The 22,470-nt window shown below is 39.5% G+C and carries 19 protein-coding genes; 8 read left to right on the top strand and 11 right to left on the bottom strand.

What is annotated here, in order from left to right:
• Positions 1-135: 135 nt before the first annotated feature.
• From CDW55_RS04015 to CDW55_RS03990, 6 genes are all read left to right on the top strand, one after another.
• Positions 136-1,179, top strand: a complete 1,044-nt coding sequence (locus CDW55_RS04015) for a PA0069 family radical SAM protein (protein WP_088468419.1) — start codon at positions 136-138, stop codon at positions 1,177-1,179.
• Positions 1,180-1,265: 86 nt separating this feature from the next.
• Positions 1,266-2,669, top strand: a complete 1,404-nt coding sequence (locus tag CDW55_RS04010) for a nucleoside recognition domain-containing protein (protein WP_088468418.1) — start codon at positions 1,266-1,268, stop codon at positions 2,667-2,669.
• Between the two features lie 9 nt (positions 2,670-2,678).
• Positions 2,679-3,065 (top strand): hypothetical protein, encoded by a 387-nt coding sequence (locus CDW55_RS04005; protein ID WP_088468417.1) that lies wholly within the window; start codon positions 2,679-2,681, stop codon positions 3,063-3,065.
• Positions 3,066-3,111: 46 nt separating this feature from the next.
• Positions 3,112-4,452 carry a TolC family protein gene (locus tag CDW55_RS04000; RefSeq protein ID WP_088468416.1) on the top strand — a complete coding sequence of 447 codons (1,341 nt, stop codon included), beginning with the start codon at positions 3,112-3,114 and terminating at the stop codon, positions 4,450-4,452.
• A 22-nt stretch (positions 4,453-4,474) separates the two neighbouring features.
• Positions 4,475-5,065, top strand: a complete 591-nt coding sequence (locus CDW55_RS03995) for a SprT-like domain-containing protein (protein ID WP_088468415.1) — start codon at positions 4,475-4,477, stop codon at positions 5,063-5,065.
• A 2-nt stretch (positions 5,066-5,067) separates the two neighbouring features.
• Complete coding sequence (locus tag CDW55_RS03990; RefSeq protein WP_228399601.1) at positions 5,068-6,150, top strand: mannose-1-phosphate guanylyltransferase; 1,083 nt, start codon at positions 5,068-5,070, stop codon at positions 6,148-6,150.
• 52 nt (positions 6,151-6,202) lie between these two features.
• On the opposite strand, the gene CDW55_RS03985 is transcribed toward CDW55_RS03990, so the two are convergent.
• Genes CDW55_RS03985 through CDW55_RS03970 form a run of 4 tightly spaced genes read right to left on the bottom strand, consistent with a single transcriptional unit; the run spans position 6,203 to position 8,951 of the window.
• Positions 6,203-7,168, bottom strand: coding sequence for a glycosyltransferase family 9 protein (locus CDW55_RS03985; protein WP_088468699.1), 966 nt, complete (start codon positions 7,166-7,168; stop codon positions 6,203-6,205).
• Positions 7,168-7,587: a SufE family protein gene (locus tag CDW55_RS03980; RefSeq protein WP_088468414.1), complete on the bottom strand. Its 420-nt coding sequence runs from the start codon at positions 7,585-7,587 to the stop codon at positions 7,168-7,170. The genes CDW55_RS03985 and CDW55_RS03980 overlap by 1 nt, the downstream gene beginning before the upstream one ends.
• A gap of 32 nt (positions 7,588-7,619) precedes the next feature.
• A complete protein-coding gene (locus CDW55_RS03975) occupies positions 7,620-8,723 on the bottom strand; it encodes a glycosyltransferase family 4 protein (RefSeq protein WP_088468413.1) in 1,104 nt (367 codons plus the stop codon).
• 9 nt (positions 8,724-8,732) lie between these two features.
• Entirely contained in the window at positions 8,733-8,951 is a 219-nt protein-coding gene (locus CDW55_RS03970; protein WP_088468412.1) for a uroporphyrinogen decarboxylase, read from the bottom strand.
• 159 nt (positions 8,952-9,110) lie between these two features.
• On the opposite strand from CDW55_RS03970, the gene CDW55_RS03965 reads away from it, so the two are divergent.
• Positions 9,111-11,630 carry an ATP-dependent Clp protease ATP-binding subunit gene (locus CDW55_RS03965; RefSeq protein WP_088468411.1) on the top strand — a complete coding sequence of 840 codons (2,520 nt, stop codon included), beginning with the start codon at positions 9,111-9,113 and terminating at the stop codon, positions 11,628-11,630.
• 95 nt (positions 11,631-11,725) lie between these two features.
• On the opposite strand, the gene CDW55_RS03960 is transcribed toward CDW55_RS03965, so the two are convergent.
• From CDW55_RS03960 to CDW55_RS03940, 5 genes are all read right to left on the bottom strand, one after another.
• Positions 11,726-13,096 carry a tetratricopeptide repeat protein gene (locus CDW55_RS03960; protein ID WP_088468410.1) on the bottom strand — a complete coding sequence of 457 codons (1,371 nt, stop codon included), beginning with the start codon at positions 13,094-13,096 and terminating at the stop codon, positions 11,726-11,728.
• A 95-nt stretch (positions 13,097-13,191) separates the two neighbouring features.
• Entirely contained in the window at positions 13,192-14,574 is a 1,383-nt protein-coding gene (glmM, locus tag CDW55_RS03955; RefSeq protein WP_088468409.1) for a phosphoglucosamine mutase, read from the bottom strand.
• Positions 14,575-14,799: 225 nt separating this feature from the next.
• Positions 14,800-16,836, bottom strand: coding sequence for a ferrous iron transport protein B (gene feoB, locus CDW55_RS03950; RefSeq protein ID WP_088468408.1), 2,037 nt, complete (start codon positions 16,834-16,836; stop codon positions 14,800-14,802).
• Positions 16,837-16,876: 40 nt separating this feature from the next.
• Complete coding sequence (locus tag CDW55_RS03945) at positions 16,877-17,131, bottom strand: ferrous iron transport protein A (protein ID WP_228399600.1); 255 nt, start codon at positions 17,129-17,131, stop codon at positions 16,877-16,879.
• A gap of 136 nt (positions 17,132-17,267) precedes the next feature.
• Positions 17,268-18,164: a GLPGLI family protein gene (locus tag CDW55_RS03940; RefSeq protein ID WP_088468698.1), complete on the bottom strand. Its 897-nt coding sequence runs from the start codon at positions 18,162-18,164 to the stop codon at positions 17,268-17,270.
• 128 nt (positions 18,165-18,292) lie between these two features.
• On the opposite strand from CDW55_RS03940, the gene CDW55_RS03935 reads away from it, so the two are divergent.
• Positions 18,293-18,790, top strand: coding sequence for a DinB family protein (locus CDW55_RS03935; RefSeq protein ID WP_088468406.1), 498 nt, complete (start codon positions 18,293-18,295; stop codon positions 18,788-18,790).
• A gap of 56 nt (positions 18,791-18,846) precedes the next feature.
• Here the strand turns inward: CDW55_RS03935 and CDW55_RS03930 are convergent, their stop codons facing one another.
• Together CDW55_RS03930 and CDW55_RS03925 are read right to left on the bottom strand one after the other, a co-directional pair.
• Positions 18,847-19,719 carry a GLPGLI family protein gene (locus CDW55_RS03930; RefSeq protein WP_088468405.1) on the bottom strand — a complete coding sequence of 291 codons (873 nt, stop codon included), beginning with the start codon at positions 19,717-19,719 and terminating at the stop codon, positions 18,847-18,849.
• A gap of 6 nt (positions 19,720-19,725) precedes the next feature.
• Positions 19,726-22,452, bottom strand: coding sequence for a carboxypeptidase regulatory-like domain-containing protein (locus CDW55_RS03925; protein WP_088468404.1), 2,727 nt, complete (start codon positions 22,450-22,452; stop codon positions 19,726-19,728).
• Positions 22,453-22,470 lie beyond the last annotated feature (18 nt).

Raw genomic sequence — 22,470 nt, 5'->3', positions numbered from 1 at the left:
AAATAATCTTTCACCATAGATCCCGGATTCATTGAATTCGGGATTTTTTTTGTGGAAAAGTGTCGGCATAAAACTCATTATTATAACAACTGATGCTTTTACTTTTGCTCAAAACAATTAATCTAACATCATAAAATGTCTTCTGAAAATTTTAAAAAAGGCCAGGGTGCGCAGCGAAACGAAATCAACCGTTTCGACAGATACACTTTTGAACCTGAAGAAGAAGATTTTCAGAAAACAAAAACTGTTTTCACAGAAGTTTTCCCCAAAACAATCGTCAATGAAGTAAAAAGTCCGGATTTGATGATGGAATATTCCCTTAATCCCTATCAGGGCTGCGAACACGGCTGCTCTTACTGTTTTGCCAGACCTACGCATGAATTTTGGGGATATTCTGCCGGAACCGATTTCGAACGCAAAATCATGGTGAAAAAAAATGCTCCGGAATTGCTCGAAAAATTTTTTCAGAAAAGAAATTATGTTCCAAAAACAATCACCCTTTCCGGCAATACCGACTGTTATCAACCTGCTGAGCGGGAATTTGAAATCACCAGAAAACTTCTTCAACTTTGCCTCGATTACCGGCATCCGGTTTCAATTTTAACAAAAAATGCTTTGGTTTTAAGAGATTTGGATATTCTAAAACCTTTGTCTGAGCAGAATCTGGTTTCGGTTTCTTTCAGCATTCCAACGGTCAACGAAGAGATTCGCAGAAAAATGGAGCCACGGACTTCCTCGGTAAAAAATAAACTGAAAGCCATTGAGATTTTAACCGAACATAAAATCCCTGTCGGCGTTATGGTTGCACCCGTAATTCCAGGTTTAACAAGCGATGAAAGTCTGAAAATCTTAAAAACCGTTTCCGAAGCCGGCGCACAGAAATTCGGATATGTTTTGATAAGGCTTAATGACACCGTAGAACCCGTGTTCGTCAACTGGATCAACGCCCACTTTCCTGAAAGAGCAGAGAAAGTCCTAAATCATATCCGCTCCATGAGAGGCGGAAAACTGGGTGAAAAAAGATTTCATGAACGCTATAAAGGCGAAGGAAATATTGCAGAAATGATTCACGATACTTTCGCTTTAGGCAAGAGAAAATTCTTCGCAAATAAAGAATTTACGCCACTTTCTACTGAAAATTTTACGGGCAGCAAAGTCCAGCAACTCAAACTTTTTTAAAATAAATATTATTTTCACCTGAACTTATTTTGTCCCAAAAACCTATGGAATAAACTTTTTAGTTATTTTTAACAAAATTTTCAGCAATGGTTTTAAGCAGGATTTGGAGCGCATTTATTATTGTCGCCATTATAGTTGCAAGTATAAAATATTTGTTTTCAGATAATTACAAGGCAATTTACAACGACATGGTGGTCGGCAAAAGTGGAGACACGGTGCAGATTGCTTCAAAAAAAATGGCTGAACTGAATCCTGAAATCCAGAATGCACTCATCGCAAACCCGAATTTTGATCAAAACAGGGTTCATTATAAAACAGATTCTGCAAAATCTGAAGTTCAGATTTACCGGGTTCAGGAAACCGATGGCGTAATCGGAACTTCCGAAACGGCCGTGAAAATCTGTCTCGGTTTGATTGGGATTATGACCCTTTTTATGGGTTTCATGAGCATCGCTGAAAAAGCAGGCGGAATAAATTTATTATCGCGACTGATACAGCCTTTTTTCTCCAAATTATTTCCGGAAATCCCGAAAAACCATCCTTCATTCGGACATATGTTACTGAATTTCAGTGCTAATTTATTAGGTTTGGATAATGCCGCAACCCCGTTCGGACTGAAAGCGATGGAAAGCCTCCAGACTTTAAATCCTGATAAAGAACGGGCCAGCAACTCGCAGATTATGTTCCTTTGTCTTCATGCCGGAGGCCTAACATTAATTCCCGTTTCCATTATAGCCATCCGTGCATCGATGGGTTCGGCTACACCAACAGATATTTTTCTGCCCTGTATGATTGCCACTTTTGCAGCAACCATGGCAGCAATGATTATTGTTTCCATTTATCAGAAAATCAACCTTTTTCAGCCTGCAGTAATCGCCTATGTTGGCGGAATTTCAGTTATTGTAGGACTTTTGGTTGTTTATTTGGTAAACCTTACAAAAGAAGGTCTCGATAATTTCAGCATGCTGTTGAGCAACGGAATCATTCTGTTAATCTTCTTTGCGATTGTTCTCGGAGCAGTTTATAAAAAAATAAATGTTTTTGATGCATTTATTGACGGAGCGAAAGAAGGATTCTGGACTTGTGTGAAAATTATTCCTTATCTGGTAGGAATGCTCATCGCAATTTCTTTGCTCAGAACTTCAGGAGTTTTTGATGTTTTAATCGATGGCATGAAATGGGTAGCGGCGGTAGTTGGTTTCGACACGAGATTTGTTGACGGCTTACCGACCGCACTAATAAAACCGCTTTCAGGTTCCGGCGCAAGAGGAATGATGGTGGACACGATGCAGACTTTCGGCGCCGACAGTTTCCAGGGAAGGTTGGCTGCTGTACTTCAGGGAAGTTCGGATACCACGTTCTACGTTATCGCAGTATATTTCGGCGCGGTGGGGATTAAAAACACAAGATATACTGTAACTGCGATGCTTTTAGCGGATCTTGTGGGAATCATTACTTCCGTGATTTTGGCCTATATTTTCTTCGCTTAAAAAATTAATATGATACACGATAAAGATTACCTCATCAGAATAGTTAAACAGTTTTCAGAATTCCTTTCAAAGATGATTTTAGGAGGCAAAAATGAAGGCGATCTTACTGAACTCGAACGTGTTTTCGATACCAATATGAGAGATACCTTTAAAATAAGTTTTGAGGAACTTGCTCACAAATCAACCGAAGAAATTCTTGCAATGGTAAGTGAAAAAGACACGGCACATCATATTCCATATTTTGAGCTTCTCGGGCACTTGTTCTATTTCAAAAACAAAGAAATTCCCAACCCTGAATTCGCCGCGAAAGCAAAGACTTTCTATGAAACTTATCTGCAAAAAAGCGGAATCTTTTCAATGCCAATTGTTTCAAGAATAAACGAATTGAAGACTTAACTGTAACAAATTCATAAAATACCCGTCTTATTCTTTAAAATTTCCTATGAAAAAAACGGCGGTCTTTTTGCTGAGTTTTGTGTCTTTTGTAGCTTTTTCCCAGAAGAAATGGTCGCTTCAGGAGTGTGTAAACTACGCGGTGGAAAATAATCTGCAGGTCATTCAGAATACATTAAATACCAAAACGCAGGATAATTCGCTTCAAATTGCGAAGCGGCAATATCTGCCTTCTGTTTCAGGGAACATCAATAATAACGCATCATTCGGGCAGGGTCGCGATGTTTTCGGTACGACCAACCGAAACGATAACTTCAGCAACAGCGCAAGTGTAGGCGCCGATATTCTGGTTTACAACAACGGAAGACTCGAAAAAAATATCAGAAAAACTGAATTCGAAGTCGAAGCCAGCAAATTTGATCTGGAAAGAATTAAAAATGACATATCGCTGCAGATTGCACAGCAGTATTTATCGGTTTTACTCAACCGGGAAATAACCAAAATTTCTGAAAGTGCATTAGAAAACGCTGACAGACTTTACAAAAGAGCCAAAATTACCACCGAAGTGGGAACTACACCACAAACGGTTCTTGCCGAAGCCGAAGCAGCACTGGCAAGAGAAAAGCAGAATGTAAAAACCGCGGAAATCAATACCAACAGAAGTCTTTTTGCTTTGGCGATGCTCCTTCAATTGCCTGATTATAAAAACTTTGATATTCAGGAAGTTCCGGTAAACACAATGCTTGATGCGCCACTTTTTACCGCTGAAAACATTATCGCTAAAGCCTATGAAAACCAACCGCAGGTGAAAGCTGCCGAAAGCAGAATAAAATCGGCCGAAGCGCAAACTGAAGTGACCAAAACCGCGTTCTGGCCAACCGTTACCGCAAACGCAGGACTCGGAAGTTCATATTTTTACCTCATCAGCCCGGCAAAAGACCTTAACGGAAATTCAATTCAGCAGTCACAATTTTTCACGCAGTACAAAGATAATTTCGGGCAACAACTTGGTTTGTCGGCTAACATTCCTATTTTCAATAAAGGAATAACGAAACTTCAGGTAGAGCAGTCGAAAATTAATGAAGATATTGCCAAGACCACTTTATTGCAGCAAAAGCAGCAGGTTTTGCAGAATGTACAGCAGGCACAGTTTGATGCAGAAAGTAATTACGAAGCATATCTTGCAGCCACCGAAGCAGAGAAAAGCGCGAAGCTGGCTCTGGATTTTGCCGAAAAAAGCTTTGCTGCAGGCCGGTCAACGGTTTACGACCTCAACGGTGCCAGAAATAATTTCGCTAATGCCCAGGGATCTGTTGCCCAGGCGAAATACAATTACCTTTTCAGCATGAAACTGCTTAATTTCTATGCCGGTATTCCGCTGAGTTTATAATTTAGCAAGTACTGATTTCAGCATGTCGATTACGAATCTCGAAAAATATCTGCCTGAAAATACTTTGCCTTTCCTGAAAACCTGGTTTGGCGAACATTATATTCACATTAAAATTACAAAAGGACGAAATTCCAAACTGGGCGATTACCGTAAAATGCCGGATAAATCGCACCAGATTACGATAAATTCTACATTGCAGCCGCAACTTTTCTTTTTTGTCTTAACCCATGAACTGGCGCATCTTCTGGCTTTTGAAAATTTCGGAAACCGTATTTCGCCGCATGGTTCGGAATGGAAAAACACTTTCAGAACAATGCTTTTAGAAAGCATTTCTATTTATTCTGAAGATTTAAAACCGATCATCCTTAAATTCTCGAAAGCACCGAAAGCCAATTTCATGTCGAGTCCCGATTTGGTAAAATACTTCCATATCAAAAATTACGAAGACGAAACTTCATACATCGAAGATTTAGAAACCGAGGACCGTTTTATTTACCGTAAACAAACTTATATCATAGAAGGTAAACGCAAAAAGAACTATATTTGCCTGAATCTCGATAACGGAAAAAGGTATATATTCAAACCTTTAGCAAGAGTAGAAAAATTAAGTTAAGCATGTCTAAATCAAACAATTACTGCGTTATTATGGCAGGAGGAGTCGGCAGCCGGTTCTGGCCAATGAGTACACAGAAATTCCCTAAACAGTTTCAGGATATTTTAGGAACGGGCCGAACAATGATTCAGCAGACCTATGACAGAATCAGCCAGATTGTTCCGAAAGAAAATATCTATGTTATTACCAATAAAGAATATGTTTCGCTTACCGAACAGCAGCTTCCGGAACTGAAACCGCAGAATATCGTGGGCGAACCGATGATGAAAAATACCGCAGCATGTAATATTTATATGGCAAAGAAAATTGCGGCTGAAAATCCCGACGCCAACATGATTGTGCTGCCTGCAGACCATTTGATTCTGAAAGAAATTGCGTTCCTGCAGAAAGTGGAACTGGCTTTCAATTTGGCTTCAAAAAACGATTACCTCATCACGTTAGGAATTACTCCTACCCGACCTGATACGGGTTACGGCTATATTCAGTTCATCGATAAAAAAAATGCAGACCATTTTAAAGTGAAAACTTTCACCGAAAAACCGATTCTGGAAATTGCCAAAAGTTTCCTGGAAAGCGGTGATTTTCTTTGGAATGCCGGAATTTTTATCTGGAACGTAAAATCAATTCTTGCCGCCTTCGATGCGCATCTGGAGGAAATGTCGCAACAGTTTGTGAGTTGCGAATACAATACCGAAGATGAAGTACGTTGTATTGAAATGATTTATCCCAAAGTAACCAAAATCTCCATCGACAACGGTATTCTTGAAAAAGCAAAGAATGTTTACGTAATTCCTGCAGATTTAGGCTGGAGCGATTTAGGAAGCTGGACTTCGGTTTACGAAAATTACGATAAAGACGAAAACGAAAATACCGTGCATCCAAAACATGTACTTTTATATAATGCAAAAGGCAATATCGTTCAGTTTAAAAATAAAAACAAAGCTGCAGTTATCGATGGTTTGCAGGATTATATTGTAGTAGATACCGATAAAGCACTTCTGATTTGTCCGCGGGAAAATGACCAGCTCATTAAAGAATACATCCATGACCTGAAGAATGTGAAAAAAGGAGACAAATTTCTTTAAAATTTACAAACAAAAAATTCTTTCATTAACCTGAAAGAATTTTTTTTATCATTTATTGAATTTTATCCATAATCTGCTGAATATTAATTTCATGAAGACACGCCCAGTCTCCGCGGTAACACTTTTTGTCCCCGAAAACCGAACAGGGTCTGCAGGTAAGATCTTTAACCTGAATCACATCGTCTTCGTGCTGTCCGTAACCCAAAAAACCTGCATAAGGGTGGGTTGCTCCCCATACTGAGATGCATCGCGTACCTACCAAACTTGCCAAATGCATATTTGCGGAATCCATGGAAATCATAATTTCAAGGCCTGCAATTTTTAACAGTTCTTCCTTTAAACTGAGTTTACCGGCCACATTTTCGGAATTGGGGATTTGAGAAACCCAATTATCAAGGGTTTCTACTTCATGTTTTCCTCCGCCAAAAAAGTATATTCTGTATTTTTCTGAAAGATGTTTTGCCAGTTCGAATGACTTTTCAAGGGGCAGCATTTTTCCTTCATGCTGTGCGAAAGGAGCGAAACCGATTCCATTTTTTTGTAATGAAACTGTCCTATACTGATGGGATAATTCAACTGAAAACCCTAAATCCCGAAAGACATCAGCATATCTTTCGGTAGTTTTTTTCAGCGGTTTTTTTTCCAAATTCCAAATATCGGTGAGATGCTCTTTTTCATCTTTTCCTTTACTGATGACGGCTACACGATAGTTTTTCCGACTAAAAATTCGGTTGAGTATTTTTGTCCGAATAACATCGTGTAAATCAGCAATATAATGAGGATTAAATTCTGTGATGAGTTCTTTCGCAAGTTTCCGCAAACCTAAAAATCCTTTGTAATCATCAATATTTACTCCTTTAAAAATAAGATTAGGAACACCTTCAAACAAATCGCTGAAGTTTTTCCGCGTTACAAAAACAATCTGCATCTCGGGATTCTGCTCCAGAAATTCAGTCACAACAGGCACTGTCATCGCTACATCGCCAAAAGCTGAAAAACGGTATGCTAAAATGGTAATCACTTCTTAAGTTGATAGGCAACGGCGTAAAACTTAATTTGCTTGGTCATGGCCATCAAGCCGTTGGCACGCGAAGGCGAAAGAAATTCCTGCAGCCCAATTTCCGAAATAAAGTCAAAATCGGAATCCAGTATTTCCTGGGTTGTATGCCCGCTGTAAATAGAAACCAGCAACGAAACAATTCCTTTAGGCAGAATACCGTCGGAATCGGCTTCGAAAAACAGTTTACCGTCCCGGAACTCGGCATCAATCCAGACTTTAGACTGGCAGCCCTTAATTAAGTTGGCATCCGTTTTCTTGTCCTCAGAAAGTCCTTTTAGTTCTTTTCCGAGGTCAATAATATATTCGTATTTCTGTTCCCAATCTTCAAGAAATGCAAATTCTTCGATTAATTCCTGCTGTTTTTCTTTGATGGTCATCTTAAAATTTCTGTTTGTGCAAAGATAAGAATTTAGCTTTTAGGAGTTCTGGATTTAATTTTACCGAAAAGCCCAAGTAATCTGTGTTCTTCGTTTTCCCAGCAAAGTTGTGAGGCCGCATGATCTAAAGCATCTTTATAAAAATGTTTCCCATTATTAAGAACCAACTGAATTTTTTGTGCAAGTTCGTTGTAATCCCGGATTTTTTCACCTGCTTTAAAATGGTCTGCAACTTTCCTCATCTCCGGAAAATCTGACACCACCACGGGAATCCTTGCCTGAATATAATCTGATATTTTATTGGGCATTGAGAAATAATAACTCAACCCGTTATTTTCTTCGATACTTACTCCTAAATCTGCTTTTTGGGTGATTTCGCGGAGTTTTTCCGGCAGAATTTTACCAATAAATTTCACTTTATCATCCAAACCTAAATTTTTAGTCAATTCCTGAAATTCCTTCTTTTTAGGTCCGTCACCGGCAATCCAGAGTTCTGCATTTTCAATTTTATACATTTCCGGGATCAACTTATCCAGACCTCGGGATGGATTGATTACCCCTTGATAAATAATTACTTTTGGTGAATTAACTATAGAATAATCTTGTGGATTTCCGGATTTCAGCGGGAAATTCTGCACTACAACAGGTCTTTCAATTCCGTAGGTCTTATGAAACCAGTCTGCGTAACTTTCACTGGCCGTCATCATAAATTTCAGTTTGGGTACAATAAAAGACTCCAATGACCGCCAGATATTTTGGGTAAAGCGGCCGTTGACCGACGGCATTTCGGTAAAAATCTCGTGGCTGTCGTACACCAAAGGTATATTCAGCTTTTTTGAAACCATATAATTGGGCAGTAAGGTATCCAAATCATTCGAAAGGAGAATAGTGTGCTGATCAGCTTTCTTCAGCAGTTCTTTATAAAGTTTCCATTGAAATTCCACATAAGCATACCGCAGAATTTTGGATTTTAATATAATTCTGGAAACCGGATAATCGCGTCTCAGATCAGGCAAGCCACCCCAGTTATTCCCGATAAGTTCGATGGCGAATCCGTTTTCGGACAATGTTCTGCATACCTTTTCAACACGTTGGTCTGTAGATAAATTATTAAAAACGCTTACCAGAACTTTCATGAGAGAAATTTAGTCTTTTTTTACCAGATGATACCCCTGAATAATGCACAGAATGGCATTCGGAATAATAATAGGCCACAGATAATTACTGTAAATCCCATAAATCACAAAGAAAATACATCCGATAAGATTTACGATTCTGATTTTCTTGATGTCTTTCAGCACAAAACTCAATACAACGAAGAAAGAAGCGGCGTAGCCGATATAGTTGGTAATTTCCGGACTCATAATTAAAAAATTTAGGGAGACAAACGTAGTCATTTTCAGCCGAATGATAAAATATATCCTGCCATAAAGTCATTATTTAATTTTGGTAAAGTATTTGTAACTTTGATATGGCATAAAAGATTCGTTGCAGTCTTCATGCTTAAATAATGAATCAAAAATATGGATCATAAATTTTCAAACGGTTTGGATCAGGTGTTCCAACAAAGTAAAAAAGAGGCAAGACGTTTGCAAAGTGAGTTTCTTAATACAGAACATTTCCTTTTGGGAATGATTAAGACAGAGAACTCTGCAAAGGATATCCTGCAAAATCTGGGTGCAGATTTAACGCAAATTAGAAGAAAAATCGAAACCATGTCGGTGTCGGGACTTAATCCGTTTTCGGCAGAAAGCGATAAGATTTCTTTTACAAAAATGGCCGATCAGGCAGTAAAACGGTCAGAACTCGAATGCAGACAGTATCAGGGTTCAGAAATTAATACCGTTCATCTGCTTTTAGGTATACTTTATAAATCGGATGACCCTTCAACCAATATTTTAGGCTCTTATGACATTGATTATGAAAGAGTAACCAAAGAGTATCAGACCATGCTTAAAAACTCCGGACAGGATCCGAAAATGAGCGCTTACGACGATGACGAAGAGCGAGAAGAATTCGGGCAGATGCGTAAACCTACCGGAAACATCGGCACAGGGAAAAGCAAAACGCCGACCCTGGATAATTTCGGACGTGATTTAACTGCGCTTGCGAGAGACGGCAAACTGGATCCTGTGATTGGCCGTGAAAAAGAAATTGAAAGAGTTTCGCAAATCCTTTCAAGAAGGAAGAAAAACAATCCGCTTTTAATCGGTGAACCCGGCGTCGGTAAATCAGCGATCGCCGAAGGTCTGGCTTTAAGAATTCAGCAGAAAAAAGTGTCGCGTGTGCTTTACGGTAAAAGAGTAATTACGCTTGATCTTGCAAGTTTGGTTGCCGGAACGAAATACCGTGGACAATTCGAGGAGAGAATGAAAGCCATCATGACCGAACTCGAAAAAAACCGTGACGTTATCCTATTCATTGATGAGCTGCATACCATCGTCGGGGCGGGAAGCTCTACCGGAAGTTTAGACGCATCAAATATGTTCAAACCTGCTTTGGCAAGGGGAGAAATCCAATGCATCGGTGCAACGACTTTAGATGAATACCGACAGTATATTGAAAAAGACGGGGCTTTGGAACGCCGTTTCCAGAAAGTAATGGTAGAACCTACTACGGTAGAAGAAACCATTCAGATATTGAATCAGGTGAAAGACAAATACGAAGATCACCATAACGTTACATATACAGACGAAGCAATTCTGGCGTGTGTAAACCTTACTTCACGATATATTACCGATCGTTTCCTTCCAGATAAAGCAATTGATGCGATGGACGAAGCCGGATCAAGGGTGTACATCAAAAATATGAAGGTTCCTACGGAAATCATTGAGTACGAGAAGAAAATCGAAGAGATTAAAGATCTGAAACAGAAAGCGGTAAAAGCTCAGGATTATCTGGAAGCCCGAAAACTTAAAGACGAAGAAGAACGCCTACAGATCGAACTGAATATTGCTCAGGAAGCCTGGGACAAAGATGTGAAGGAGAAAAAAGAAGTCGTTACCGAAGAAAGCGTTGCCGAAGTAGTATCCATGATGAGTGGAATTCCTGTAACCAAAGTCGGTAAAAATGAACTCGACAAACTTTCTCATATGGATGAAATGATGAATGGCAAAGTGATTGGCCAGGAAGATGCAGTGAAAAAAGTGGTGAAAGCTATCCAAAGAAACCGCGCCGGACTGAAAGATCCTAACCGCCCGATCGGCACATTTATTTTCCTGGGAACAACAGGTGTGGGTAAAACCGAGCTTGCCAAAGTAATGGCCCGCGAACTTTTCGATTCTGATGAAGCCTTGATCCGTATCGATATGAGTGAGTATATGGAGAAATTCGCAGTTTCGAGACTGGTTGGTGCGCCTCCGGGATATGTAGGTTATGAAGAAGGCGGACAACTTACTGAAGCAGTTCGCAGAAAACCTTACGCAGTGGTACTTTTAGACGAAATTGAAAAAGCACATCCCGATGTATTTAATATTTTGCTGCAGATTCTGGATGAAGGTTTTGTGACCGATTCTTTAGGAAGAAAAATAGATTTCAGAAATACGATTATCATTCTTACTTCAAATATCGGAACCAGAGATCTTAAAGATTTCGGTGACGGCGTAGGATTCGGAACTTCTGCTAAAAAATCGACCAGCGATGCAAGAGCAAGAAGCACGATTGAAAATGCCCTGAAAAAGGCGTTTGCGCCGGAATTCCTGAACAGAATCGATGATATCGTAATCTTTAACTCTCTTGAAAAAGAACATATCAACAAGATTATCGATCTGGAACTGTCTAAACTTTACAAACGTCTGGAAAAACTTAATTATCATGTAGAGCTTTCTCAGGATGCCAAGGATTTCATCGCCGAAAAAGGTTGGGACAAAGATTTCGGTGCGAGACCACTGAAACGTGCCATCCAGAAATATATTGAAGACTTGTTGGCCGAAATGCTTGTCAACAAACAGCTTTCAGAAGGCGAAACCATCATGCTGAAGGTGAATGAAGAGAAAGACGGTTTGGTCGCGGAAACGCCAAAAAAGAAACAGAGCGCAAAGTAAAAGTGTTCAAATAAATAAACCCCTGTCAAATGATTGACAGGGGTTTTTTAATTGGTTTATCTAAAGTTCAAATCCAATATAGCTGATGCTTTAAATTATTTCTTTTTCGTTTTTACTTTTTCAACTTCTTCTTTAATGAAAGGATATTTCAGTTTCATATCTTCGAGAAGATTGGGATCCAGATCTAAAGCTACATCCAGGGCTTTTCTGCCTTCTTTCTGGTTATTCATGTGGAAATAGCAGTTGCTCAACTGATAATAAATTTCAGCACGTTTATGAAGCTTCGTAGCCTGATTTAAAACCGTAATTGCTTCTTCAAATTCACCGATGAGCATTAAAACTTCTGAATAAGCGTACCAGTTATAAAACCGGTTTGGCTCGAAATCTACCAACTTTTTCAAGCAAACCAAACTTTCCTCAAACCGTCCGGAGTCGATATATAAAAACGCCAGCCTTTTCTGATAATCCAGATTGTTATCATTCATCGAAACAGCTTCTTTCGCAAAATGCAGCGCCTCTTTCATACTGCCCATTTCTTCGTAGATATACGATTGCTCCATCATCGAAAGATAGAACTGCGGATCGTCTCTTAAAGATTTCTGGAACGCATTTAGCGCTAAAACAGGCTGTTTGTTTTCTTTATAACACAACCCGATTTTATAGAATGTGAAGGATTTGGTGTATTCCAGTTCCAGCATTTCTTCATAAACTTCCACCGCTTTCAGCCACTCGCCCATCGCTTCATAACACGCCGCTTTATTGGCATATACGCCAACAGCCTGTGGATTAATCGCTAGAAGATAATCGAACCCACGGATGGCTTCTTCATAATTTTTGCGGTTGAAATAAAACTGTCCGTATTCGTACCAAGCAGTTTCAGAAAAAGCAAACTCATTCAGATATCCGTTAAGAAACTCAATCGCTTCATCACTTCTGCTCAGCTGATTATAGCAAAACATTACATTTTCGAGCGAATATTCGTCCTGTTGGTCATACTTTAATGCCAGTTTGTAATGTTTCAGCGCGTTGAATGGATCTTCCAGATTTACATATTCATCTGCGATGAAGTTATGAAGGAAATTTTCTTCTTCCTCCAATTCCAGCGCTCTTTCACAAAAAGTGATTGCGCGTCTGGGGTTTCCTAGATTCGAATAGTATTTAGCACAGCACACCAGAAAATCGGTGCTTTCCATGGAAGCTTCCTGAAGCTCCTGCATCAGTTCTTTGGCCTGTGTATAATTTTCGAGTTCAAGCAAAACCTCAAACTTTTTAATTTTCAGTTCTAAAGAATTGGGATGAAGTTTCAGCGCATAATTGGTCGCCATTTCCGCGAAGGAAATGTCGCCCATTTCAAGGTAGTAAATGATGATATCTTCGTATTCTTCGGTTTCGAAGTACAGCTCATCATTGTTTTCTACCATTTCTTCGAACTTTCTAATGAGTTCGTTTTCAAAAAATTCTTCCAATTTATATTCTCAGTGTTATTTCCAAAAATTTGAAGCATGCTTACAAACTTCGGAAAAACGTTTTATTAATAATCTAATTTAATAAAAAGATGATTTTAAATCAAGCTTTTTATTTTGGTAATCATTTGGTCTCCCAAACTATCGGCTTCTTCCTGAGAAAAAGCTTCGGTGTAAATCCTGATAATCGGCTCTGTATTGGACTTTCTTAAATGCACCCAATTTTTCTCAAAATCAATCTTCACGCCATCTACCGTGGAAACCTCTTCATTATGATATTCCTTTTCCATTTTAGTTAAAAGTGAATCCACATCAATATCCGGTGTAAGTTCAATTTTCTTTTTCCCCATGAAATAGCTCGGGTATGTCGCTCGAAGTTCAGAAACTGTTTTGTTTTCGTTAGCCAGATGCGTTAAAAATAATGCCACCCCTACCAGTGAATCTCTTCCGTAGTGAAGATCTGGGTAAATAATTCCGCCGTTTCCTTCGCCGCCGATTACCGCGTTTTTTTCTTTCATTAAAGTTACCACATTAACCTCTCCCACTGCACTTGCGAAATACTCGGAATCATGCTTTAAAGCAACATCTCTCAATGCACGGCTTGAAGAAAGGTTCGATATAGCTACTCCTTTTTTATTTTTTAAAAGGTAATCAGCCACCGCAACTAAGGTATATTCTTCGCCAAAAAGTTCGCCATTTTCGTTTACCAAAGCCAATCGGTCTACATCCGGATCTACAATGATTCCTAAATCTGCTTTTTCTTTCTTCACCAGTTCGCAAATGTCGCCCAAATGCTCCTTCAATGGTTCCGGATTGTGAGGGAAATGACCGTTAGGTTCGCAGTAAAGTTTGATAACTTCGCAGCCTAAATGCTCCAAAAGCTGTGGAATCGCAATTCCGCCGGTTGAATTTACCGCATCTACAACGATTTTATATTTTTTGGCTTTAATGGCTTCGGAATCCACCATCGGTAAATCCAGAATCTTCTGAATATGAATCGCAAAACCATCGTCTCTGGTTTCATATTTTCCCAAATCATCTACCTCAGCATAATTGAATTCCTCACTTTCAGCTAAGGCCAAAACTTCAGCACCGTTTTCTCCGCTGATGAATTCACCTTTTTCATTTAAAAGTTTCAGCGCATTCCATTGTTTTGGGTTGTGTGAAGCGGTAAGGATAATTCCACCGTCAGCATTCAGTTCAGGAACCATCACTTCCACTGTAGGAGTGGTCGATAGTCCCAAATCAACCACATTTATTCCCAATCCTTGAAGGGTCGCGGTAACCAAAGAATTCACCATTGCTCCTGAAATTCGGGCATCACGACCAACAACAAGCGTTAAATCTTTTTTGTTTTTATTGTTTTGAAGCCAGGTTCCAAATGCGGAAGTGAATTTTACCACATCGAGCGGCGTAAGATTTTCGTTTACTTTACCGCCGATGGTTCCGCGGATTCCTGATATACTTTTGATTAATGCCATTGCATGATTGATTTTAAAACGGTTGATTTAAACTGAGGCAAAATTACGAATAAAAAATCTACGTAAAGTGAACAGATTATGAACAGCAATCTGAATCACAGCCCGGTTTCCCCTTTTTGAATTTATTGGGAGAAAAGGTTTTTTTTAAAATCTTAAAGATGGAGTAAGCGGCAAAAATAACAATTACCGCGACGAGCAAATATTGCAGAATTAAAGCGTTTTCCATTATTTAAGTAACTGATAGGTTATAAATGAAGCGAGATACGCGAATCCCGACATTCCGAAAAGCTGGATCAGAGTCCATTTCCATGATTTTGTTTCTCTGTAAACTACGGCCAATGTAGATGCGCACTGCATTGCGAACGCATAAAATATCAGGATAGAAATTCCTGTAGCAAAACTGAAGACCTTTTCCCCATTGGGTTTTGTATCATTCCTCATTTTATCGATGATTCGTTCTTCAGGAGCTTCTTCATCCAAACTGTACAGTGTTGAAAGTGTTCCTACAAAAACTTCACGGGCCACAAAACTTGTCAGCACGCCAACACCCATTTTCCAGTCGTATCCTAATGGCTCAATTGCAGGCTCAATAAATTTACCGGCCTTGGCAAGATAAGAATGCTCTAACTTCACATCGGTTGCAACCATTTCATTCTCATTTTGTTTTGGTCCTAGATAACTGAATGCCCAAATAATGATGCTGAAGAAGAAAATAATTTTACCTGCTCCGGTGATAAATTCCCATACTTTGCTAAGCATTAATTTAAAATCGTACCCGAAAAGCGGCATCTTATAGGAAGGTAAATCCATCACAAGGAACGATTTTGTTTTGTTTCTAATTACCGTTTTAAGTAAAAGTGCAGCAGAAAGCGCGGCAAAAAAACCAAGGAAATACATTCCCATCAGTACCAACGCTTTATAACTTATTCCGAGAAAATAATGATCCGGAATGACCAAAGAAATAATGATACTGTAAACCGGAAGTCTTGCCGAACACGTCATAAAAGGCGTAACTAGAATGGTGATGAGTCTTTCCTTAACATTCTCGATATTCCGGGTCGACATTACCGCCGGGATGGCACATGCAGTACCTGAAACCAAAGGCACAATACTTTTGCCGTTGAGTCCGAAAGGTTTCAGAAACCGGTCCATTAAGAAGATTACCCTTGCCATATAGCCTGAGTCTTCGAGTAGATACAGGAAATATAAAAGAATCCCGATTTGAGGGGCAAACATTGCAATTCCACCGATTCCCGGGATAATTCCATTCGAAATCAGTGAATTGATTGGTCCCTGCGGAAGATGTTCTGCAGTGAAAGATGACAGCCAGAAGAACGCATCGGAAATCCAGTTCATCGGATATTCCGCCAGGAAAAACACACTCTGGAATATCAGCAGCAGGATGAGCCCAAAAACAATATAACCCCAAAATTTGTGAACCAGAATTTTATCCAGTTTCTCGGTAAGAAGTTCTTTGAAATTTGCTTTTTTCGACAAAACCTTAGTAATAATCCGGTCGATATTCTGGTAACGTCTTATGGTTTCCTGAGTCTGTAAACGCTTGGGAACAAGGCATTTAATTTCATCCTGATTGATCTGCTCATTTACCGATTCCAGTTTGCCAAGATAGGTATCGGATGCAAGCAGCGTCCATACTTTATACTGGTTGCTTTCTTTTGTTTCGGCTAATATTTTAAAGACAAGCCCTTTCTGCTCCAGCGGAATTTCGAAAGAAACAGTTTCAGATTTGGTAAAATTATTTTTGAAAATTGCTTCGCGCAGTTCGTCGATTCCCAGATTCTGTTTGGCATTGGTGCACAAAACCTGCACATTCAGTTCTTTTGAAAGTTCTTCGAGATTGATGTTGATTCCTCTCCGTTCTGCCTGGTCGATTTGGTTTACAACGAGCAGAACAGGAATTCCCAAATCCTGAATTTGCTGAAAAAGAAGCAAACCTCTTTTAATACTTAACGCTTCCAGAAGATAAACAACGCCCGAATAATTTTGCTGTTCCTCGACTAAAAATTTGGAAAAAATAGCCTCATCTTCAGAAGTTGGGTACACACTGTATGAACCCGGCAAGTCGATTACCTCTACCTCTTCGCCTTTGTATTCGTACTTTCCGGAATGGCTGGCTACAGTAACTCCGGCATAATTTCCTGTTTTCTGGTTTTTGTTGCAGAGCAGGTTAAATACGGTTGATTTACCTACGTTGGGATTTCCTACGAGGAGGATCTGTTTATTGTTTAAGATTTTCTGCATTTCTACTTCGCCTTAATTTCCGGAGAAAATGATTTGAAATTTAAGTTAACGGCTGCACGACAATGAACCGCGCTTCTTCTTCACGGAGGGCAATTCTGCTTTTTTCATCACCAAATTCCACGTAAAGCGGCCCGCTGAACGGTGCCTGATAAAGGATTTTAAAAGCGGTATCCGGCAGAAGACCCATTTCGATAATTTTATTTGGCATCTTAAGGTCATCATTTTCATAACCTACAATTTTTCCGAATTTGTTTTTCGGGAAACAGCATAATTTGTCTGAACGATCTCTTTTCAACACTAAAAATTTATACCGCAAAGATAGGTTATTTAAATTAAATCTAAATAAGGTTTTGCGAGGAAAATCGCAAAAAAACCCTGAAACACAATTATGTTCCAGGGTTGACAAAAATATAATTTAGCGTATGAATGAACTATTTTTTCCCTTTCGCAGGTGGAGCAGGAATTTCTATCGGATTATTGTTGGCACCGTAGAAATCTTTCAGCATTTTTTCCTGCTGTTTTACCATATCTCCGATGGTAGTGTCGCTTCCGGGCATTTTCTGCGATAACATTTCAGGTTTCAGCAGCGGTCTTGTAGAAGCAAACGGATCTTTCTTAAAGTCATTAAAGGTTTTATCGAATTTTTCGCGGGATACTTCCTGAACTTTTCCACCGTTTCCGCCCGGAGAAATTGATTCGAGATAGGTAACTTCGTTAAAGTTTTCAACTTTTTTGTTTCCCTTAAGTTCCCAGGAATAATTTTGTCCTTCGTCTTCAATTTTTACGATAAGTCCCGGCAGACCATTAAATTTGTACGGACCGTCCTGAAGTGGAATATCTGAGCTGAACCACGCGTTCCATTTTCTTCCGCCAAATTCAGTAGTTGCCTTCTGCGCATTGTAACTCCCGATTTTTGCTTTCTCGCTCAGGATTTTCCAGTTAAATTTGGTATCGTCATTATATCCGATATTCATCGGGGTAAAACCGCTGGAAATTCTTTCCACGTACTGCACTTTCATGTCGGGATAAAATTTATATACTTTCTCTGAAAATTTCGGCATCGTCACCATCTTCGAAAGATCTTTGAAAACACCTGATTTTTGCATCGCATCTACCTGGATTTTAAGAACAGAATCCTGCGCAATCATGGTATAATCTCGGTAAATTGACTTTTCTTTTGTAATATCCAGAACCATCATTACTTTTTCCGTTCTTGCAGAATCTTTCTTTGGCTTGTAATTCAGTTCATAGAAGAATCTGTTCGCAGTTTCCTGCGCATTCATGGCAAAAAAGAAGGTCAATAAAAAAAGGCTTACTAATTTTTTCATATTTTTGATTTTAATAATTAGTGCATGCAAGGTTTCATTTGTTACAAAGTTTTAAGAATAAATTATATTTTTTTGTGACTGGCATTCACCGATTTCGGCTTAATTTTATTTTCACAAAACAAATTATTATGGAAACTTTGCCGAATCTTAAAACTGAATTTCTGCAGGAATATGAAACCGCCAAAAAATTCATTGAAAACTTTCCCGAAGGTAAAAACGATTATGCGCCACACGAAAAAAGCATGAAAATGATGCCGCTCGCCACGCATATTGTGGAAATTGTAGGCTGGCCGGAAATTATTCTGAATACCGAAAAACTTGATTTTACTGCTGGGGATTACCAACCGTTAAAATTTACAACCGGGAAAGAACTGAATCAAAAACTCGAAGAATTTTACAACAAAAGCTACGCTGCATTGAACCAACTTTCTGAAGACGGCCTTAACGGAAAATGGGCAATGTACATGGGCGACCAGCTGTTGGCAGATTATACAAAATACAGCGCCATTCGCCATGCACTTAACCAGCTTACGCATCACCGGGCGCAGTTGGGCGTGTATTACCGCCTGAATGAGATACCTGTTCCGGGAAGTTACGGACCAAGCGCCGATGAACAGTATATATAGTTTTAATGTTTAAATAAATGAGGAATACCGTTCGGCACATCCCGGGCGGTATTTTTTTATGGAATCCTTTCGATTTTATTGTTGTTTCTTGCCATTTCTTCTTTGGCATTCTGCTCCATCGCGCGCAGAATCTCTGCAGGATCCGAAATTTCTTTACCTCCCATATTTATTTTCACTTTGGAGTTAGGGCGCGAAAGGATTTCGCGCATAGACTGTACAGGATCGTTTTCGAACTGTTTCAGTTGTTTCACATACTGCTGCCGGTTTACATCAATGGGTTTCTTTCTGGTGAAGGGAATGTCTTTTCCCTGGGTATTAAGTTCTTCGGTTTTAGTTTCGGGAATTTTTTTCAGGCCTTTGAGCTCCATTTTATGGGTTCCAGTCTGGTCGTAAATTTCAACAATTAAGCCCGGCAATCCTGAGAATTTATACGGTCCGTCCTGAATAGGAACGTCATTTGTGAACCACGCTGTCCATTTTCTGCCGGCAAATTCTGTGGTTGCTTTCTGAACTTTAAACTCACCCAACTGTTTCTTTTCAGGTGCAATTTTCCAGTTAATTTTCCGGTCTTCCAGAACTTTATACGCATCGTTTCCTACGCTGGCAATTAAATAGGTTTTGTAGTTGGGATAGGTTTTTTCTACTTCATAATTAATTTCGCCACCCTGCCGCTGTCTTGAGACCGATACATTCCTGGTGCCTGAAGCCAGCTGTTTCTTTATACTTTCCTGAACGATAGAATCGCTTTCAAAAGAGCTTTTGCTGTAAAATTTCGATCCTTTTTTGTTGATGTCGAGATACATCCATTCTGTTTTCAGACTGTCGGTTTTTGTCGAATCCGGTGCGAATCTGTATTCATAAATCACCCGGTTGTTCTGCGCAGAAAGCATCAAACCAACAAATAAAAATAATGCTGATAATTTTTTCATGATCTGCTATTTAAAGTTGAATTTCACCGTAAACATCACCTGGCTTGGGCGGATTCTGATGGAGTTTACCGTGGTTAACAGAAACTGCGGATCGTAAGTAATTCTTTCAAAAACGTTGGTATTGGCAATATTAAGCCATTTGATTTCGAAATCTATTTTCTTCTTAGCCCACGTGTACTGGTAAGAAAGGTCGTAAAAAGCGTTGTTAAAACTCTGGTTTCTGGATTTGGTATTGATTTCGTCCCAGAAGAATCCAATTGTATGGTTTTCCAGCGGGTAAATGTAGGCCGCCAGATTGTGATTCCAGCCCGAAGTTTTGTTCTCGGTATTCTGGCTTGCATTCTTTTGAGTTGCCCAGTTCAGCGTTGCACTATAATCTACGCTCAGCCATGAAAAATAGGTGTTGTTAAATTTAACGCCCATATTCTGGCGGTTGATTTTTGACTCCTGAAGTTGGTTGAAAAATGAAAACGATTTAGAGTCAGCATTTGAAAAACTTACTGAAGCATTGGTTTTAAACTTCGGAAAATACTTTCCTATTTCTGCGCTTTCAGTTTGGGTCTCAGATGTATTTTCAAGCGCCAGCAAGGTCAAAGAAGAGTTGAATCCGTCACCTGAAAACTTCTCAATTAAATTCCTTTTGTTCACCGAATAACCATAACGCACATTGAAAAACAGGTTATTCAGTGGGTTACGGTATTCCAGTCTTGACCCGAGGTTGCTGTTTCTGTATTCCGGCATAATCATCGGGCTTTCGTAACTGTATCTTTGGGTAATCCCTAAAGGGGAGGTAAGCATTTTACCTTCGTAAAGAAAACCGAAATTCCCGAAATCGTTGTTCTGGCTGGCAAAAGCCCATATCTTGAAGAACGAAGCAAAATCAAGACTGGCGAATAAACTCGGCTCCAGCACAGATTTGGTGGTATGAAGGCTGTTGTTGCGCAGATTGTCTCGGTACGTGATGTCGTAAAAATTAAAAGGAAGATTCAGGCTTAAATTAAAACTATTCGATTTGAAATTAACACCCAATTGCGTGTATGGCTGAATTTCGTTCCATTCGGTATCATTCTGAAAACTTTGCCCCAATCCGATATAATTCATCCCATTAGAACCGGTTAAAAGTGATTCTAATTTATTGAAATTCAAATTAAGACCCATTTCCGGCGTGAAAGTCCATTTTTTATAACTGAAACCCACCGACGCAGAATGATTAGCGGTAAAGGTCTCCGAAGAAGCATTTTGTCTCAACTTTTCAAACTGATTTGCCTCAGGAAAATTCCCGTTCGCATTCACATAACTTGCCGGTAAAATATCCATTGCCTGGCGGTCTTTTTGATAACTCACATAACTCATCACATTGAAAAGCTTTTCTTTCCATGGCAAAATGGTGCTGAGGGAATTCTGAAAAATCCCTGAAGGTGAATCCAGAAACTGATTTCCGAATTTATTGATTGGGGTACTGCTTCCGCCTACAGGTGGAAGAAAGTTATTGATGGTGGCATTCGTATCATTCCACGAACCGTTCCAGGTAGTGGTATTTTTAAAGAATCCTTTTTTGGCATTCTTCGTGAAAATCAACTCACCTTTACTGGCATTGGTATAAAAATGATTGGCAGATTCTGAAACATAGGTGCCGCCTGAAGGAACAATTGACGAAGCGGGCTCATAAATTTCGGTTTTGCTGTCGGTTCTTTCGATGGCGTTATTGGTATAACTGGCGCTGGCTTTCAGTTCCCAATCTTTACTTTTGAATGGTGTGCTTAAAACATTTGCAGAAAAGAAATGCACATTGTTCATTAAATATCTTTTCTCCGGTACATCGGGCACATTTGCAGTTTCCACACGCAGCCAGGATTTCGGTGAAGCTTGTCCCCGCCGTCCTTCCCAACGGTTCCCGAAACTCAAAAGATTGCCTTCATTTTCTACACTTTCTCCGTTGTTATTGGCTTTATAATTCACGACCCACTGGTTTTTCTGCCCGAAAAACATCGGCGTCAGTTTTACATTCCAAAGCAGCGGATCCATTCCTACGCCCACTTCTCCCCGGCCGGTGATCGTGACAGATTTCTTTAAAACTACGTTTAACCCCGCATTTTCAGAAGGAACTTTATCCTGAAGAATTTTCACAGGTTGGTGATTTTCCATCACTTCTACTTTCTGAACGGCATCTTTCGGCAATGAATTATTCACGGTTCCGTAACCGCCTTCCATTAAATCTTTTCCGTTCACATAAAATTTATTGATCGGCTCGCCCTGATAAAGCACCGATCCGTCGCCATTCACTTCAATACCCGGAATTTTCTTTAAAACATCGGCTAATGTGCGGTCGGCTTTGCTTTCAAACGCTTTCAGATCATAAGAAATGGTATCTCCTTTTTTGGTAATGAGTTTTGTCTTCAGTTTTACTTCCTTAATTTCTGTAGCATCCGATTCGAGGCTGAAGTTCAGGTTTTGGGTTGTATTTTTAATGGATTTAAGCACAGGCTTTTGGTTGAAAGCCTTGATTTTTAGATCCACATTCGGTTCGGGTGAAGTAAAAGTAACTTTATATTCCCCTTTCGAATTTGAAATGGAGAAAGCCATAATCGCATCTTTCCCCTGCTCTTCAATGGTTACACTTGCGCTGGGAACGGGTTGACCATCAGAATCTGTAATTCTTCCGGAAACAGTGGTTTGAGCAAAACCTATAACAGAAAATAAAAAAGTAAGGAAAAGCGAAGCGTAAAATTTCATGGATTTTTTTTTGATTAG

Origin of the sequence: Chryseobacterium sp. VAUSW3 (genome assembly GCF_002205795.1) — a bacterium.
GTDB classification, from domain to species: domain Bacteria; phylum Bacteroidota; class Bacteroidia; order Flavobacteriales; family Weeksellaceae; genus Kaistella; species Kaistella yananensis.
This window is presented reverse-complemented; position numbering and strand designations above follow the sequence as displayed.

What these genes read in the sequence shown, in the direction of transcription:
- CDW55_RS04015 (WP_088468419.1), top strand. Translation starts at nt 136, where the DNA reads ATGTCTTCTGAAAATTTTAAAAAAGGCCAGGGTGCGCAGCGAAACGAA.
- CDW55_RS04010 (WP_088468418.1), top strand. Translation starts at nt 1,266, where the DNA reads ATGGTTTTAAGCAGGATTTGGAGCGCATTTATTATTGTCGCCATTATA.
- CDW55_RS04005 (WP_088468417.1), top strand. Translation starts at nt 2,679, where the DNA reads ATGATACACGATAAAGATTACCTCATCAGAATAGTTAAACAGTTTTCA.
- CDW55_RS04000 (WP_088468416.1), top strand. Translation starts at nt 3,112, where the DNA reads ATGAAAAAAACGGCGGTCTTTTTGCTGAGTTTTGTGTCTTTTGTAGCT.
- CDW55_RS03995 (WP_088468415.1), top strand. Translation starts at nt 4,475, where the DNA reads ATGTCGATTACGAATCTCGAAAAATATCTGCCTGAAAATACTTTGCCT.
- CDW55_RS03990 (WP_228399601.1), top strand. Translation starts at nt 5,068, where the DNA reads ATGTCTAAATCAAACAATTACTGCGTTATTATGGCAGGAGGAGTCGGC.
- CDW55_RS03980 (WP_088468414.1), bottom strand. Translation starts at nt 7,587, where the DNA reads ATGACCATCAAAGAAAAACAGCAGGAATTAATCGAAGAATTTGCATTT.
- CDW55_RS03975 (WP_088468413.1), bottom strand. Translation starts at nt 8,723, where the DNA reads ATGAAAGTTCTGGTAAGCGTTTTTAATAATTTATCTACAGACCAACGT.
- CDW55_RS03970 (WP_088468412.1), bottom strand. Translation starts at nt 8,951, where the DNA reads ATGAGTCCGGAAATTACCAACTATATCGGCTACGCCGCTTCTTTCTTC.
- CDW55_RS03965 (WP_088468411.1), top strand. Translation starts at nt 9,111, where the DNA reads ATGGATCATAAATTTTCAAACGGTTTGGATCAGGTGTTCCAACAAAGT.
- glmM (WP_088468409.1), bottom strand. Translation starts at nt 14,574, where the DNA reads ATGGCATTAATCAAAAGTATATCAGGAATCCGCGGAACCATCGGCGGT.
- feoB (WP_088468408.1), bottom strand. Translation starts at nt 16,836, where the DNA reads ATGCAGAAAATCTTAAACAATAAACAGATCCTCCTCGTAGGAAATCCC.
- CDW55_RS03940 (WP_088468698.1), bottom strand. Translation starts at nt 18,164, where the DNA reads ATGAAAAAATTAGTAAGCCTTTTTTTATTGACCTTCTTTTTTGCCATG.
- CDW55_RS03935 (WP_088468406.1), top strand. Translation starts at nt 18,293, where the DNA reads ATGGAAACTTTGCCGAATCTTAAAACTGAATTTCTGCAGGAATATGAA.
- CDW55_RS03930 (WP_088468405.1), bottom strand. Translation starts at nt 19,719, where the DNA reads ATGAAAAAATTATCAGCATTATTTTTATTTGTTGGTTTGATGCTTTCT.
- CDW55_RS03925 (WP_088468404.1), bottom strand. Translation starts at nt 22,452, where the DNA reads ATGAAATTTTACGCTTCGCTTTTCCTTACTTTTTTATTTTCTGTTATA.